The following is a 14,517-nucleotide window of genomic DNA, read 5'->3' on the forward strand; positions in this document are numbered from 1 at the left end:
ACGTTCCGCGGGCCCCGGATCGATTTTCCTGATAGCTGATGAATTTCGATCACGCTTTGCCGTCACGCCCGGGTGGTTGCGGCCTCGCCGAACAGCAGGGCGCGGGTTGCGGCCTCCACGTCGTCGTGTCGCATCAGGCTCTCACCCACGAGGAACGTATCGATGCCGGATGCTTGCAGCCGCACGATGTCCGCGTGGGCGAAGATGCCGCTTTCGCCGACGACGATTCTATCATCCGGCACCTGCTGCGCCAGCGTCTCGCTGACTTCCAGCGAGGTTTCGAAAGTCCGCAGATTGCGGTTGTTGATGCCCACGAGCGGGGTGTCGAGCGCAAGGGCGCGTTCAAGCTCTTGCGCATCGTGCACCTCGACCAGCACGTCGATGCCAAGGTCGCGGGCCGTCGCTGCAAGCAGTGCGGCTGTTGCGTCGTCGACAGCGGCGAGAATGATCAGGATGCAGTCCGCGCCCCAGGCGCGTGCTTCGAAGACCTGATAGGGCTCGTAGAGAAAGTCCTTGCGCAGGACCGGCAGGCTGCAAGCCTCGCGCGCTGCTGTCAGATAGGCCGGCTCCCCCTGAAACGAGGGCGCGTCAGTGAGGACAGAGAGGCACGTCGCACCGCCAGCCGCGTAGGCGCGGGCGAGGGCAGGCGGGTCGAAATCCGCCCGGATCAGCCCCTTGGAGGGACTGGCTTTCTTGATTTCAGCGATCAGCGCCGGCCGCCCGTCTTCCAGGTGGCGCGCGATGGCGGCGGTGAAGCCGCGTGGCGCGGGGGCTGCGGCGGCACGGCGCTCGATCTCCGCCTGCGGCACGGCTTCCCGGGCGGCGGCGATTTCGGCGCGTTTATAATGCTCGATCCGGGCGAGGATGTCGCTCTTGTTGCTGTCGCTCATGCCGACGCTCCGTCATTGGTGATGGCGACGAGTTTCTCCAGCGTGGCGCGGGCTTTGCCCGAATCGATGACGTTTTCAGCGATTCGCGCACCTTCGGCGATGGTGGTGGCCTGCTCGGCCACAACCAGCGCGGCTGCCGCGTTGAGAACGGCGATGTCGCGATAAGGCGTCTTTTCGCCGGCCAGCACGTCGCGCAACGCCTGCGCGTTGTGGGCCGGATCGCCGCCGCGCAGATCCTCCTGCGTTGCCGGTGCAAGACCGGCCTCTTCGGCATTGAGGGTAAAACTGCGGATCTCGCCATTCTCCAGCGCCACGACATCCGACGGGGCGGCGGTGGAGAGTTCATCCAGACCGTCACGGCCATGAACGAGCCAGACGCGGTCCGCGCCCAGCTTGCGCAGCACCTCCGCCAGGGGGTGCAGCAGGGACGAGGAATAGACGCCAAGCACCTGCCGGCGTGCGCCAGCCGGGTTCGACAGCGGGCCGATGATATTGAACAGCGTGCGCGTGCCAAGCTCCACCCGCACCGGGGCCACATGGCGCATGGACGCGTGATGGTTGGGCGCGAACATGAAGCCCACTCCGGCCTCGCGAATGGCGCGGGCGATGTTGGCGGGGTCGGCGCTGAGGTTGACGCCGAGCGCCGTCAGCACATCCGCCGCGCCGGATTTCGATGACGCTGCCCGGCCGCCGTGCTTCGCGACGGGAACGCCGGCGGCGGCGGTGAGAATGGCTGCCAATGTTGATACGTTGTAGCTACCCGAGTTGTCGCCACCGGTGCCGACGATATCGACTGCATCGACGGGTGCTTCTACCGGCAGCATGCGTGCGCGCAGCGCCTCGACCGCGCCGGTGATTTCCTCGATGCTCTCGCCGCGCACCCTCAAAGCCATCAGGAAAGCGCCGCTCTGGGCCGGCGTCACTTCGCCCGACAGCAGCGTGTCGAACGCCGCGCGCGCCTCTTCCCGGCTCAGGGAGGCGCCGGTGGCGACCTTGGCGATGAAGGGCTTGAAAGCATCCATGTCACAAATTCCCGATGGGTGGCCGCTCCGATGCGGCGGAGCGGCGGTCAGGCCGGTTGCGGTTGGCGATGGGTGGCGTTCCAGCGCGCAGCGAGTTCCAGAAAGTTGCGCACGATCGTCGCACCATGCTCCGACAGGATGCTCTCCGGGTGGAACTGCACGCCGTGGACGGGCAGTTCACGGTGAGAAAGCGCCATGATGAGCCCGTCCGCCTCGGCGGTGACGGACAACGTGTCGGGCAGAGAGTCGCGCTCGACGATCAGCGAGTGATAGCGCGTGGCCTGGAACGGCCCGTTGATGCCACGGAAAAGCCCGTCGCCGCTGTGGCGCACCTCAGACAGCTTGCCGTGCATGGGCTTGGGAGCGCGGGCGACATGGCCGCCGTAAACCTGCCCCATGGCCTGCATGCCAAGGCAAACGCCGAACAGCGGAATGTCCTTGCCGAGCTTTTCGATGACATCGAGGCAGATGCCGGCTTCGTTCGGCGTGCACGGGCCGGGCGACAGCACGATGGCGTCTGGCGCGGCGGCGCGCAATTCGTCGGCGGTGATTGCGTCGTTACGGTGCACGGAAACGTCCGCGCCGGCAGAGCCGATGAGATGAACCAGATTCCAGGTGAAAGAATCGTAGTTATCGATGAGCACGATGCGCGGCATGAGCGATTTTTCCCGTTTCGCCCGCAGGTCACGCTGGGATCGACCGATGATCGGCCCACGCGGGCGGAGAAAGTCTGTTACCGCCGTGCGCGCGGCCGGGTCAAGCAATACCTGCATCACTCACGGGCAGCGACTCGCGACGCGCAAAATACGCAGGCACTCGCTTTGAGGAAAAAATGCTGTAAATTCCGTGCCGGACATCATGTCTCGGGATTCGCGGCGCGATCCGTCGCCGGCAGTCGGGGAGTTACCATGAAGAAAAATGCAACGGCGCTGGTTATCGCCATCCTGAGTGCCGCCGCGCTTGCGGGCTGTGCCAAGAAGTTGCCGCCCGGTGTGCTCGATGGCGGTCGTCACGTGCCGCCGCCGCCATCCGAGGAACACCGCGTCACGTCGCGCGTCACGGCGGAACCTGCGGCCCCCGTCGCGCCCGCCCCGACTGCGGCACGGCTCAGCGCACCCGCCGCGCGCTGAACGCAACGCGAGTTGCGATATCATATGACGTTGACGGCAGCCGTTCCGGATTTCACCGGAGCGGCTGACTGATTATATGACGAAGTGCCGCAGAACGGTTGCGACCGGCGCAAGCAGAATGAACGCCCACAACAATGCGGAGCCGATGTTGGCGAGCTGGAAGGGCGCTTGACGCATGCCGAAAATGCCGGCAATGAGCGGCACCACGGCACGCAGGGGGCCGAAGAAACGGCCGATCACGACACTCCAGACGCCGAATCGCAGAAAAAACGCATGGCCGCGCTCCACCATTCGCGGGTGTCGCGATAGCGGCCAGACGCGGGTGGCGCCTTCCTTGAAATAGCGCCCGACCCAATAGGACACGGCATCGCCCGCTGCCGCGCCTGCCGCCGCAGCCGCCCATACGGGCAGGAACTCGATGCCGGAAACGCCGATCAGCGCGCCGATGCCGATCAGGATTGCCCAGCCCGGCACCAGCAGCGACAGGAACGCGAAGGACTCGGCGAAAGCCACAACGAACACCACCGGCGCAGCCCATGCGGCGTTGTCACGCGCGAACGCGATCGTCGCGTCGATGAAATCGGCTACCGTCATGGGTGCGCCGTGTCGGTCATCGGGCGCATGGCTGTTGAAAGCGGGGATTGCGAAGCGCTGTCCATGGGCTTAAAAACGTCCTCCTGTTCTTCCGGCGTTGTCGCCATCATCGCGCGTCTCCACAAGGGGATTCCACTCACAATGAACGTGCTCTCCATTCAGTCCCATGTCGCTTATGGCCATGTCGGAAATGCGGCGGCGGTTTTTCCAATGCAGCGGCTCGGTGTGGAGGCCTGGCCGATTCATACGGTGCAGTTCTCCAACCACACGGGCTACGGCTCGTGGAAGGGGCGTGTTTTCGACGGTCACTCCATTGAAGACCTGGTGGACGGCATCGCGGAGCGGGGCGTGCTGCCGCGATGCGACGGTGTGCTGTCCGGCTATATGGGGTCGGCGGATATTGGCGCGGCCATCCTCTCCACCGTGCAGCGGGTGCGGGCGGCCAATCCGGACGCGATCTATTGCTGCGATCCGGTCATCGGCGATGTCGATCGCGGCGTCTTCGTGCGGCCGGGCATTCCGGAGTTCATGCGCGACCATGCCGTGCCGGCGGCGGATGTCATCACCCCCAACCATTACGAGCTGGAAAACCTCACCGGACGCGCCATCCATTCGCTTGATGCGGCGCGGGACGCCATTGCAGCGATTCATGACCGGGGGCCGCGCGTCGTGTTGGTGACGTCGTTCCTCTCCACGGAGACGCCGGAGGGCAGCATCGACCTGATCGCCTCCGAGAACGGGCAACTCTACAGGGTACGCACGCCGCGCCTGCCCATCACCATCAACGGCGGCGGCGATGCTACTGCCGCGCTGTTCTTCGTGCATTATCTCAAGAGCCGCTCTGCTGCGGTCGCGCTGGAAGAAGCTGCCGCATCCATCCACGGGCTGCTGCGCCGCACGGTCGAACGGGGTGAGACGGAAATCGCGCTGATCGCTGCGCAGGACGAGATTGTCTCACCGTCGCAGCGTTTTCCGGTGGTGGCCGTCTGAAAAGGCGATGCGCCGAAACAGGCCCGCGTCAGCGCGGCGGTGTAACGTGAGAGGGAAAGGCGGCCCGGCTTCGCGGGCCGATTGTCCGGGCGGAGGCCAGAGTGCAGATCGTTCCCGTGCGGCGCGTCGACGCCACATTCCATCCCGGCCCGTGGCCTTGGGCCGAGCAGAACCGCGGCCTGATCGACGAGAACTGGCGGCGAAGAAGGGCTGAGAAGCCCGCGCTTTTCAACGGCATCGTTTTGGTGAACACACATCTGGCGTTCACGGGCGATCTGCTTGAAGTACGGCTGCGCCAGACTGATTATGCCAGCTTCCTGACGATGATCGATCTCGGATTTCCCGATGCAGGCGTCGGCAACTGTTTCGGTGGCGCGGTGCTGCGCGCAGGTGACGGAACGATCCTGCTGGGAGAAATGGGCGCGCATACGGCCAACGCGGGACGGGCCTACTTTCCCGGTGGCACCCTCGACATGACCGATGTGCGTCCGGACGGGCAGGTCGATGTCGATGCCTCCATCCGGCGCGAGTTGCTGGAGGAAACGGGCCTCGGGGAGGCGGATGTCGTTTTCGCGGAGGATTTTATCGCCGTGCTCGACGGCGGGCGAACGGCGCTGTTGAAAGAGGCACGCTCACCCTTGTCGGCGGAGGCTCTGCGCGATCGTATAAACGCCTTCATTGCCGCCGAGGCGGAGCCGGAACTGGCCGGTGTCCGCCTCGTGCGGTCGCTGGATGATGTCGATCCGGCTGTCATGCCCGCTTATGTCACGGGCTATCTGCGTCAGGTCGCATATGCGGCCTGATGGCGATCAGGTCGGGTAGCCGAACTGGCGCTTGGTGGCATTGAGCGAGGCGATGGCCGCACCCGAGTTACCGGCGGTGCACGTGGCGGCAGAGCTGGCGATCTGCGGTGCGATCCGGTCGTAAACCGACTGGCTCAGGAAGCCCGTGCGCACGTCGCGGTCGATCAGGTTGCGGTACGCGATGATCGGTGCGCCGCAGGCATGCTTAGACAGCGCAGCCTTGTCGAGCGGAGCGGCATAGACGGTGCCGTCTGCAGCCTGAATCGGGGCGTTCTGCGAGGTGTTGCACGCGGCAAGGCCAAGTGCGGCACCGGCGGCCATGGCCATCGCAGCTGCTTGCCGGCTGTGGAAAACGTTGAGCGTGCTGGGCAGAATGGCGCGGATGGTCGAGGATAGCTTCACGAAAATCTCCCGGACGACGATGGACGTTGGCGCCAGTCTGTAACACCAGCGAGCCAACATGATGGCGAACCAACTGCAAGGCCTGCTATGCGGCCAGGCCTTGCATGGTGTCAGGTCATGCGCGCTTTGCAGCGTCATGCGTATGACAGACATGACATACTTCAGCCGCCGCGAGATCGCCAGACCGAAAGCTGCCAGCCTTTGAACGAGTGATCACTTGTCCGTTGGCCGGGCGGGTCAGTTATCGCAGGTGACTGCGATTTCCTCGTTCATTGTGCGTCCGCCTTCCGCGACCATGACGCGCAGGTCCGAGGCGTGGTGATAGCCCTGAGCCGCGCACCAGGCGTTGGCCATCTGCAACGAGCATTCGTCACCGCGCGTCAGGCATTCCGCCACGCCATAGCCGTCACGAGCCGAGATCAGGAATGTGGGTTTATCGTTCGTGGTTGCATCGGTGGCACGCGCGCCGGAAGCGGCGAGAACGAGCAGCGAGGCAAACCCGAGGACGGGTAGCGAGCGAATCATGGGCATCTGTCGCATTGGAGAATGAGGGGCCGGGGCGCTGCGGGAGCGCCGCTTTCGCAGCGCCTTCCATGCCGGCATACTGACGGGCGAGGATGAAGAAAGTTTGAATGCTGCGCGCGGAATACGGCGGAAACACGGCGTCGCTGCTGTCGTTCCGCCGCCGCTCTTGACGTGCTCGTGCATGGAAGGCAAATAACCTTGTGCAATGAATGCCGGGACATATGTTCCGTTGCCGGAATACATCAGGCTGTGCGCGATCTGTGGCCGGGAACGCCCGGCGCAAACTGGGGAACGATGGATGACGCGCCAACCGGCCAGGCCATTCGGGTTGAAACTCTACAACACGCTCAATCGCGTCAGGGAAGATTTCGTTCCCGTCGATCCCGCCGCCGTGCGGATGTATGTGTGCGGGCCGACGGTGTACGACTATGCGCACATCGGCAACGCGCGACCCGTGATCATTTTTGATCTGCTGTTTCGCCTGCTGCGCCACATCTACGGCGATAACGCCGTCACATATGTCCGCAATTTCACCGACGTCGATGACAAGATTAATGCCCGTGCTGCGCGGGACTACCCCGATCTGCCGCTGAACGAGGCGATTCGGCGTGTCACCGGCGCGACGGAGGCACAGTACCGGCAGGATACGGCGGCGCTGGGCGTGCTGTCGCCAACCGTCGAGCCGCGCGCCACCGAGCATATCGCCGAAATGCGCGACCTCATCGAACGGCTGATCGCACGCGGCTTTGCTTATGTTGCGCAGGATCACGTGCTGTTTTCCGTGCCGGCCATGGAAGCGGCATCGCGGGAGCCGGGGCGCGGCCTGCCCCGCTATGGCGCGCTGGCGCGCCGCTCGCTCGATGACATGCTGGCCGGAGCGCGTGTCGATGTCGCGCCCTATAAACGCGACGCGATGGATTTCGTGCTGTGGAAACCATCCGCGGAGCATGAACCTGCATGGGAAAGCCCGGGCGGCATCGCCCAACCTGGGCGGCCGGGATGGCACATCGAATGCTCGGCCATGAGCTGGCGGCACCTTATCGAGAATTTCGCCGGCCGGGTGCGCTGCGAAGATCCTGCCGACACTGGTGTTTTCGACATCCATGCCGGCGGCATCGATCTGGTGTTCCCCCACCACGAAAATGAGATCGCCCAGACCTGCTGCGCCCTCGACACGCAGCGCATGGCCAATTACTGGATGCATAACGGTCTGTTGCAGGTGGAAGGCGAGAAGATGTCGAAATCGCTCGGCAACTTCATCACCATCTACGACCTGCTGGAGAAGGATGTGTTCGGCGGTCGCGCCTGGCCGGGAGCGGTGCTGCGTTTCGCCATGTTGCGCACGCACTATCGCCAGCCGATCGACTGGACGGTCAAGGGGCTGGAGGAAAGCGCCGCCGTGCTTGGTGGCTGGGCCTCGGTACTGGCGGATGTCGAGGCGGCGGATGAGCCGCCGTTGGAACTGCTGGAGGCGCTGGCGGACGATCTCAACACGCCCAAAGCCATCAGCGTACTGCACGGCCTCAAATCCTCCGGCAGGCTTGCTGACCTCAAGGCCGGTGTGGCGCTGATGGGGATCGACCTTGCGCAGCTTTCGAAGCCCGTGCGGCAGGATACGCCCGAAGCCGGGGTGATTGAGCAAGCCATCGCTGCCCGCAAGGAGGCGCGCGCCCGCAAGGATTGGGCCGAGGCGGACCGCATCCGCAACTCGTTGGCCGATCAGGGAATTACCCTGATCGATAATAAAGACGGTACGACAGGCTGGGTGGCTTCGTAAGCCGGATCGATCGGCGCTCAGAAGCGTTCGGCGATGACCGCTGCTTCCGGCTCTTCTTCGAGGCCGGCAGCGCGGCGCGCGGCAGTGTCGAGCATCGGGATGATGTCATCGGCCTTCTCCGCCACCAGATAGGTGACGTTGAGGCCGGGGCGGATGAACCCGGACAGATTCATGTGCGCGAACAGCGACAGCAGTGGACGCCAGAAGCCGTTTGTATCCAGAATCAGGATCGGCTTCTTGTGCCGGCCAAGCTGGGACCACGTGAGCTGTTCAACCAGCTCTTCCAGCGTGCCGATGCCGCCCGGCAGGGCGACGAACGCATCGGCGCGCTCGAACATCAGCCGTTTGCGGGTGTGCATATCAGGCACGATCACCGTTTCCTGAACGTCCTTCAGCAGGCTCTCGCGCTGCTTCAGAAAGTCCGGAATGATGCCCGTGACCTCGCCGCCCGCTTCAAGTACGGCACGGGCCGTCGCGCCCATGAGGCCGATGCTGCCGCCGCCGTAAATCAACCGGATACCGGATTTCGCCATGGCCGTACCGAGTGCAACGGCTTCCTCGGTGAAAACCGGGTCGCTGCCATTGGCCGAGCCGCAATAGACACATATGGATCGAATCATCGTCATGCGCAGAGATTTGAACCGCCACTGTGACCAGGTCAAGACGTCATGGAGCGCTGCGCGCAATTCCATCACTGAATTGAATGCGCCATGAACGATGTCAGCGCCCAGCCGCCGAGAGTGTTATTAACGGCACAATAAAGGTTTTTCCGACAATGCTTGCGCCCCGGCGCGACAAATATCGGGCCGGAGTATATAATCTGGAACATTATATATGGATGTCATGCGTGAGAGGCGACCGGAAATGACTGCGTCGAAGGGGGCACAACTGGCGGTTATTGCCGCCGGCGCCGTTTTGCTGGTAGGCGCAGTCCTCGTCTTCGGTATTCCGTCAACCAGGGTTGGGACAGATCTGGACGGGCAGGATACGTCCACGTCCACGTCAACGCCTGCGGCTGTTGATCAACCAGCCATGCCTGAGCGCTCTGCCGCGATGTCTTCTTCCCGACTGCCTGTGGAGCAACCGTCCGCTCCGGCCAGTCCCGAGCAAGTTGAGGCTGCCCCGCCCGCGTTCGATGTCGTCCGCGTCGGTCCTTCCGGCGATTCGGTCATTGCCGGACGTGCAGCGCCGGGTAAGACGCTGGAACTGCTTGTTAACGGGCAGGTGCACGACAAGGTCGAGGTAGCAAATTCCGGCGCGTTCGCCCTGACGCCGCCGACCTTGCAGGCCGGCGATCATCAACTGACTTTGCGCGAAGTCGACAAGGATGGCGGGAGCACGCTGTCGCGCCAGTCCGTCACTGTTGTCCTCTCCCCTGATCGCGCGTCTCCGCCAGTCGTCGCGCTGACCGAGCCGGACAAGCCGACCGCGCTGTTGTCGAGCGGCGGCGTGGTCGCCCGCCAACTGAACGGAGAACGGGAAGCCGATGTCCTCGCCGCAACTCCCGCTGACGGGCCGGATGCCGCAACTCTGGCTGCCGGCAAGGCGGTGCAAAAGGTTGCCATTGAGAGCGTCGAGGCCGAAGCCGGGCGCATTTACACATCCGGCCACGCTCCTGCTGGGTCTGCCGTGCGGCTTTATCTCAACGATTCCTTCATGGCCGAGGGCAAGGCGTCCGATAGCGGCGCGTTGTCGTTCAGGATCGATTCGGGCGTGCCGCCCGGCGATTACCGCGTAAGGCTTGATGAGGTCGCGCCGGAGGATGGCAAGGTGCGTTCGAGGGCCGAGGTGGCGTTCTCGATGCCTGCGACACCGGCGGACGGCACGCAGCCTGAAACCGCACGCCGCGATGGTGTCAGTGATGATGCGCAGATTGTCGTGCCTGAAATCCATACGGTGCGCGTTGAGCACGGTGACAGCCTCTGGGCCATCAGCCGGCGGATTTATGGAGAAGGGCTGCGTTATACAGTCATCTATGACGCGAATCAGACGCAGATCCGCAATCCTGACCGCATTTATCCGGGGCAGGTGTTCGTACTGCCACTGCAGGATGCGAGCGCCGCGCGCTAACGCGAGGCATGTTCAAGCCGATTCATGACATTGGCGGAGCGGCTGCCGGCAGGCGCGAGATGAGACTCATTTAAACCACGACGTCATGCTCTGGTTTGCATGGCAAGATCGTTGGCGGAAGACGGTTGAACAGGGAGAGTGGCGAATGGCCACCATCGGCGGCGAAACGGATGCGGGTTTCGCGATTTGCACAACTGCTGACGAGGCTGTCGACAGGCTGGCCGCGCTGCATGACGCGGCGCTGACTGCCGAGCGGCAGGCTCTCGATCTGTTCATGCGTGAAGGCGTTGCTCCCGATGCCCGGGCGCGTGCGGAATTCTGCTATCCGGAGTTGCGCGTGATCTATGAGCCGGACGGTTCGATCCCGATCAGCGCGCGCGCCTATGCCCGGTTTCAGCGTCCCGGCGTTTATGCCACGACCATCACCCAACCCGAGGCCTTCAGGAGCTATCTGACCGACCAGCTTCATCACCTGATGCACGATTTCGGCGCCCGCGTTCTGGTTGGCCGGGGGCAGCAGGAGATTCCTTATCCCTATGTGGTGGAGCGGGGCGACGAGCTGGCGGCGGCTGGTGGTACGGCAGCCGGAATCGCCACGCATTTTCCCGCTCCCAACCTGACCGAAATCGGTGACGAAGTTGCGGACGGTTTGTGGGAGCAGGATGCGGCGCGGCCCTTGCCACTGTCGCTTTTCGATGCCGCGCGGGTGGATTTTTCATTGCGCCGGCTCGTGCACTACACCGGCACCGACTGGCGGCATGTGCAGCCGTGGATATTGCTGACCAACTATCATCGTTATGTCGATCAGTTCATCCGCATCGGGCTGGAGCTTCTGCGGGAGAGCGACCGCTATATCCGCCTCGTGTTGCCGGGCAACACCATCATCGCGCGCGGCACGCCCGAGGATGAGGCGATTGCCCTGGCTGCCGGTGTGGCGTGGCATCGTTTCCAGATGCCCGCCTACCATCTGGTGGCCGAGGACGGACATGGCACGACGCTGATCAACATCGGCGTCGGGCCTTCGAACGCCAAGAATATCACCGACCATCTCGCGGTGCTGAGGCCGCACTGCTGGTTGATGATCGGGCATTGCGGCGGCTTGCGCCAGTCGCAGATGATCGGCGATTACGTGTTGGCGCACGCCTATCTGCGGCAGGACAACATCCTTGACCGCGCGGTTCCGCCGGAGATTCCGCTGCCGGCGCTGGCAGAGGTGCAGGTGGCGATGCAGGAAGCCGCCGCAACCATCACCGGCGACAAGGGTGACGCGCTGAAGAAGCGGCTGCGCACCGGCACGGTCGTAACCTATGACGACCGCAATTGGGAACTGCGCTGGTCGCAGGAGAGGCGGCTGATCAACCTGTCGCGCGCCATCGCGGCAGATATGGAGAGCGGCACCATCGCGGCGCAGGGCTATCGGCTGCGGGTTCCCTATGGCACGCTGCTGTGTGTGTCGGATAAGCCGCTGCACGGCGAGATCAAGCTTCCCGGCGCGGCGAACGCTTTCTACGAGCGTGCGGTGGGGCAGCACCTGCGCATCGGGCTGGCGACGCTCGATCTGCTGCGTAGCCAGCAGGATGCCTTGCACTCGCGCAAGTTACGCAGCTTCGACGAACCGCCGTTCCGCTGAGATGCGCTACGGGCGCGCTGCGATCAGATCGCGCAGCGTGATGATGGTGGAGGCGTCGGCAATGCCGTCGACGCGCTCCGGCCGAAAATGGCGCTGGAAGGCGCGCACCACCGCTTCGGTTTCCGGATTGTAGACGCCGTCGACGTCGAGATCATAGCCGTAAAGTGCCAGCATGGCCTGAAGCGCCTCAATGGGCTGGCCCCGTTCTCCGGGAGACAGGAAGCGGCCGCCGCGCAGCGGTGCGGGCTCCACCCAGTGCCCCACGCCGGCCCGCGCCAGATCCGCCCACGGAAACGCTTCTCCCGGATCGCGCTTGCGCAATGGCGCCACGTCGGAATGAGCAAGCACCCGGTCGGCACGGATGTTCCAGCGGGTAGCGATGTCCCGCGCCAGAGCGGTGACTGCCTCGATCTGTTCCTGCGGGAATGGCTGCATGGCCGGAGATGCGCCGGGTTCGCGCGCATGGCCGGGGTGGGCAATCTCGATGCCGATGGAGGCGGAGTTGATGTCGCGCTCGCCATTCCATGCCGATTCGCCAGCATGCCACGCACGGCGCGATTCGGGCACGAGTTGAAGCACCCGGCCATTCTCGAACACGAAATAATGCGCCGATACCTGCGAGGTGGCATCGCAAAGCCGTTGCAGCGCCTCAGTGTCGCTGGCCATATCCGTGTAATGCAACAGCAGGATATCGGGACGGCGACTCACCGGATTGTCGGTGTCGGCATCCGGGCCGCCCCGTCGTTCGCCGTGGTTGGGCGATGGAAAAACCTTGCTGGCGACGGGGCTGTCAGGCGTGAGGCGAGTCGTCATGTCGGCGGACCGTCATCTGATGCGGGAATGTTCGTATACCCGCCCGGTTCCGCGTCCGCAAATGCCCACTCATCTCCTGATGCTTGCGGGCGTCAGAGGTCGTCAACTCCACGCTAGCAACTCAACGCCCGCCAGCTCAACGTCGTGGAGCCGTGGTGTGACCGATGATGGCGCCACTTGCCGCGCCAATTGCGCCGCCGGCCAGCGCGCCACCCGCCCGGCCGGTGGCCACGCCGCCGACGACAGCGCCTGTTGCGCCGCCAATGGCAGCGCCGCCGATGGCGCGATCACGCGGGTTGGTGGTGTTGCATGCAGCCAATGAAAGCGCCAGCGCGGCGGTTGCGACAGCCAGACTCGCGATCCGGATTCCGTTCATGATAGCCACCTCAATTCTTGACAACATCCTTTCCGCAGTATCGCAGGGCGCGAGAAAAGCGGAAAATGTTCCCGATTGAAGCCTAATTCGACATGGCTGGCTGACGATATGCGAATGGTCAATTTTTCGCCTTATAGGTAATTCTTATCTTGCGCAAAAAATCCAAGAATAAAAAGCTTAATGAATTATTAGGGTGATGTTTTTGCGATGTCGTATACCTATAAAGATATATTCGAATACGCATAAATATATTTCGTCAGAAGTTTGCCCCATTTGCCCTGTGAAACTGCGATCACCAGAGGCCGGGGGGCCTGTGAAGACTGAGGTGAAACCCGCAAAATCCGGTTTCACCTTACGCCATTTTCAGACATCTCGTCGCAGATATTTGATGCGGTGGGGGAGTCTTTTGTCGTCGTGACAAAGCTGCTGACAAACCTTGTGCATGTCCTCGGCGCAGTCTTCGTGGTGGTTGAAATATAGTCGTGCCGGTAAAGCCTGAACAGCTTCCGGTGGGGCCCCAATGCCGGCATTGCCGTCGATGGTTCTGAAACGGGCGCGTTTGTGCGCGCACCGGGTGAAGAACTGTTGTCAAGGTCTTGCCGCCGAGGAGCAACAGGTTGAAAAGTTCAAGGATGATCGCGCTGGCCGCTGCCATGGCCGGCTCACTGGTTTCCGTATCTGCTCATGCGTCCGACAGCGACGATGCTTATCGGTTCTTCGCCCGCGAGCGGGAGAGGGCCGTCGCCCAGACGGAGGCGTCCCCGGACAAACCCGCCAATGTCGCCGTAAAAGACACGAAGGATGGCAAGCGCGCCAAGGCCGCCAACGCCAAGGCCGCCAACGCTGCTGCTAAAGCAAAAGATGTGGCGTCAGCGCCTGCCCAGCAGAAGGAAACCCGGTCATCGAAGCGGACCGTTCTGGCTAAACCGGCTGAGGTTCAACCGGAAGCGGCGTCAACAGGGAAGGTTGCGGTCCAGTCCGGGCGCACGGTTGTCGCCCGCGAACAGGCCGGCGGCAAGCCTCTCGGCTACCACAGCAATTCTCGCGAACGCGTCCGTGAGTTGATCGCAAAGCACGCGACCGCCAACGGCATTCCGTTCGCTCTGGGCGACGCCGTGGTGCGCGTCGAAAGTCGTTACCAGCCGCATGTCACCAATCGCGGCGCGCTCGGTCTGATGCAGATCAAGCATGCCACAGCCCGTGGTGTCGGTTATGGCGGTTCGGCCCGGGGTCTGATGGACCCGGAAACCAATATCAAATACGGCATGAAGTATCTGGCCCAGGCTTACAGGCTTGCCAACGGCGACACCTGCGGCACGGTGATGCGCTATCAGAGCGGCCACTACGCCAAGCGGATCAACCGCGCCAATCTGGCCTATTGCTCCAAGGTCCGCACCATCATGGCGAGCCTGGACACGAAGCTTGCCATGGCCGAGCCCGCCGACCGCAAGCGCAAGACGCAGGTTCAGTAACGCAGGTTCAGTGACGCAGCTTC

16 protein-coding genes are annotated in these 14,517 nt (G+C 63.4%); 7 read left to right on the forward strand and 9 right to left on the reverse strand.

Features of this window, described 5'->3' with window-relative positions:
• Window positions 1-62: 62 nt before the first annotated feature.
• The 3 genes from trpC to FHS81_RS01465 are packed head-to-tail and all read right to left on the reverse strand — an operon-like array spanning window position 63 to window position 2,568.
• Window positions 63-890, reverse strand: coding sequence for an indole-3-glycerol phosphate synthase TrpC (trpC, locus tag FHS81_RS01455; RefSeq protein WP_183750258.1), 828 nt, complete (start codon window positions 888-890; stop codon window positions 63-65).
• On the reverse strand, window positions 887-1,912 hold the full coding sequence (trpD, locus tag FHS81_RS01460; RefSeq protein WP_183750259.1) for an anthranilate phosphoribosyltransferase: 1,026 nt from the start codon (window positions 1,910-1,912) through the stop codon (window positions 887-889). Before trpD ends, trpC begins: the two co-directional genes overlap by 4 nt.
• Before the next feature lie 47 nt (window positions 1,913-1,959).
• Window positions 1,960-2,568, reverse strand: a complete 609-nt coding sequence (locus tag FHS81_RS01465; protein WP_183750735.1) for an anthranilate synthase component II — start codon at window positions 2,566-2,568, stop codon at window positions 1,960-1,962.
• 252 nt (window positions 2,569-2,820) lie between these two features.
• On the opposite strand from FHS81_RS01465, the gene FHS81_RS01470 reads away from it, so the two are divergent.
• On the forward strand, window positions 2,821-3,042 hold the full coding sequence (locus tag FHS81_RS01470) for a hypothetical protein (protein WP_183750260.1): 222 nt from the start codon (window positions 2,821-2,823) through the stop codon (window positions 3,040-3,042).
• A 72-nt stretch (window positions 3,043-3,114) separates the two neighbouring features.
• Here the strand turns inward: FHS81_RS01470 and FHS81_RS01475 are convergent, their stop codons facing one another.
• Window positions 3,115-3,636 carry a DedA family protein gene (locus tag FHS81_RS01475; protein ID WP_183750261.1) on the reverse strand — a complete coding sequence of 174 codons (522 nt, stop codon included), beginning with the start codon at window positions 3,634-3,636 and terminating at the stop codon, window positions 3,115-3,117.
• 141 nt (window positions 3,637-3,777) lie between these two features.
• Between FHS81_RS01475 and pdxY the strand changes: the two genes are divergently transcribed.
• Together pdxY and FHS81_RS18855 are read left to right on the forward strand one after the other, a co-directional pair.
• Window positions 3,778-4,626, forward strand: a complete 849-nt coding sequence (gene pdxY, locus FHS81_RS01480) for a pyridoxal kinase PdxY (RefSeq protein WP_183750736.1) — start codon at window positions 3,778-3,780, stop codon at window positions 4,624-4,626.
• Window positions 4,627-4,727: 101 nt separating this feature from the next.
• Window positions 4,728-5,429 (forward strand): NUDIX domain-containing protein, encoded by a 702-nt coding sequence (locus FHS81_RS18855; RefSeq protein ID WP_183750262.1) that lies wholly within the window; start codon window positions 4,728-4,730, stop codon window positions 5,427-5,429.
• Between the two features lie 6 nt (window positions 5,430-5,435).
• On the opposite strand, the gene FHS81_RS01490 is transcribed toward FHS81_RS18855, so the two are convergent.
• Together FHS81_RS01490 and FHS81_RS01495 are read right to left on the reverse strand one after the other, a co-directional pair.
• Complete coding sequence (locus FHS81_RS01490; RefSeq protein ID WP_183750263.1) at window positions 5,436-5,831, reverse strand: hypothetical protein; 396 nt, start codon at window positions 5,829-5,831, stop codon at window positions 5,436-5,438.
• A gap of 237 nt (window positions 5,832-6,068) precedes the next feature.
• Complete coding sequence (locus FHS81_RS01495; RefSeq protein WP_183750264.1) at window positions 6,069-6,356, reverse strand: hypothetical protein; 288 nt, start codon at window positions 6,354-6,356, stop codon at window positions 6,069-6,071.
• Between the two features lie 298 nt (window positions 6,357-6,654).
• Here FHS81_RS01495 and cysS point away from each other — a divergent pair, with 298 nt between their 5' ends.
• Window positions 6,655-8,133 (forward strand): cysteine--tRNA ligase, encoded by a 1,479-nt coding sequence (cysS, locus tag FHS81_RS01500; RefSeq protein ID WP_183750265.1) that lies wholly within the window; start codon window positions 6,655-6,657, stop codon window positions 8,131-8,133.
• 17 nt (window positions 8,134-8,150) lie between these two features.
• Here the strand turns inward: cysS and FHS81_RS01505 are convergent, their stop codons facing one another.
• Window positions 8,151-8,759 (reverse strand): LOG family protein, encoded by a 609-nt coding sequence (locus FHS81_RS01505; protein ID WP_183750737.1) that lies wholly within the window; start codon window positions 8,757-8,759, stop codon window positions 8,151-8,153.
• 238 nt (window positions 8,760-8,997) lie between these two features.
• Here FHS81_RS01505 and FHS81_RS01510 point away from each other — a divergent pair, with 238 nt between their 5' ends.
• Both FHS81_RS01510 and FHS81_RS01515 read left to right on the forward strand, forming a co-directional pair.
• Window positions 8,998-10,203, forward strand: a complete 1,206-nt coding sequence (locus FHS81_RS01510) for a LysM peptidoglycan-binding domain-containing protein (RefSeq protein ID WP_183750266.1) — start codon at window positions 8,998-9,000, stop codon at window positions 10,201-10,203.
• 145 nt (window positions 10,204-10,348) lie between these two features.
• Window positions 10,349-11,833: an AMP nucleosidase gene (locus FHS81_RS01515; protein WP_183750267.1), complete on the forward strand. Its 1,485-nt coding sequence runs from the start codon at window positions 10,349-10,351 to the stop codon at window positions 11,831-11,833.
• A gap of 6 nt (window positions 11,834-11,839) precedes the next feature.
• Here FHS81_RS01515 and FHS81_RS01520 read toward each other — a convergent pair whose 3' ends face one another.
• Both FHS81_RS01520 and FHS81_RS01525 read right to left on the reverse strand, forming a co-directional pair.
• A complete protein-coding gene (locus tag FHS81_RS01520; RefSeq protein WP_183750268.1) occupies window positions 11,840-12,646 on the reverse strand; it encodes an N-acetylmuramoyl-L-alanine amidase in 807 nt (268 codons plus the stop codon).
• 136 nt (window positions 12,647-12,782) lie between these two features.
• Complete coding sequence (locus tag FHS81_RS01525; RefSeq protein ID WP_183750269.1) at window positions 12,783-13,022, reverse strand: YMGG-like glycine zipper-containing protein; 240 nt, start codon at window positions 13,020-13,022, stop codon at window positions 12,783-12,785.
• A 632-nt stretch (window positions 13,023-13,654) separates the two neighbouring features.
• Between FHS81_RS01525 and FHS81_RS01530 the strand changes: the two genes are divergently transcribed.
• Window positions 13,655-14,494 (forward strand): lytic transglycosylase domain-containing protein, encoded by an 840-nt coding sequence (locus tag FHS81_RS01530; RefSeq protein ID WP_246374369.1) that lies wholly within the window; start codon window positions 13,655-13,657, stop codon window positions 14,492-14,494.
• The last annotated feature ends 23 nt before the right edge of the window (window positions 14,495-14,517 follow it).

The sequence above is a fragment of the Pseudochelatococcus contaminans genome (assembly GCF_014195635.1).
In the GTDB taxonomy this organism is placed as follows: Bacteria; Pseudomonadota; Alphaproteobacteria; order Rhizobiales; family Beijerinckiaceae; genus Pseudochelatococcus; species Pseudochelatococcus contaminans.

Coding starts and splice junctions, on each gene's coding strand:
- FHS81_RS01530 (WP_246374369.1), top strand. CDS start 13,655: ATGATCGCGCTGGCCGCTGCCATGGCCGGCTCACTGGTTTCCGTATCT.
- FHS81_RS01520 (WP_183750268.1), bottom strand. CDS start 12,646: ATGACGACTCGCCTCACGCCTGACAGCCCCGTCGCCAGCAAGGTTTTT.
- trpD (WP_183750259.1), bottom strand. CDS start 1,912: ATGGATGCTTTCAAGCCCTTCATCGCCAAGGTCGCCACCGGCGCCTCC.
- cysS (WP_183750265.1), top strand. CDS start 6,655: ATGACGCGCCAACCGGCCAGGCCATTCGGGTTGAAACTCTACAACACG.
- FHS81_RS01510 (WP_183750266.1), top strand. CDS start 8,998: ATGACTGCGTCGAAGGGGGCACAACTGGCGGTTATTGCCGCCGGCGCC.
- FHS81_RS01515 (WP_183750267.1), top strand. CDS start 10,349: ATGGCCACCATCGGCGGCGAAACGGATGCGGGTTTCGCGATTTGCACA.
- FHS81_RS01465 (WP_183750735.1), bottom strand. CDS start 2,568: ATGCCGCGCATCGTGCTCATCGATAACTACGATTCTTTCACCTGGAAT.
- FHS81_RS01470 (WP_183750260.1), top strand. CDS start 2,821: ATGAAGAAAAATGCAACGGCGCTGGTTATCGCCATCCTGAGTGCCGCC.
- trpC (WP_183750258.1), bottom strand. CDS start 890: ATGAGCGACAGCAACAAGAGCGACATCCTCGCCCGGATCGAGCATTAT.
- FHS81_RS01475 (WP_183750261.1), bottom strand. CDS start 3,636: ATGACGGTAGCCGATTTCATCGACGCGACGATCGCGTTCGCGCGTGAC.
- FHS81_RS01505 (WP_183750737.1), bottom strand. CDS start 8,759: ATGACGATGATTCGATCCATATGTGTCTATTGCGGCTCGGCCAATGGC.
- pdxY (WP_183750736.1), top strand. CDS start 3,778: ATGAACGTGCTCTCCATTCAGTCCCATGTCGCTTATGGCCATGTCGGA.
- FHS81_RS01495 (WP_183750264.1), bottom strand. CDS start 6,356: ATGATTCGCTCGCTACCCGTCCTCGGGTTTGCCTCGCTGCTCGTTCTC.
- FHS81_RS01525 (WP_183750269.1), bottom strand. CDS start 13,022: ATGAACGGAATCCGGATCGCGAGTCTGGCTGTCGCAACCGCCGCGCTG.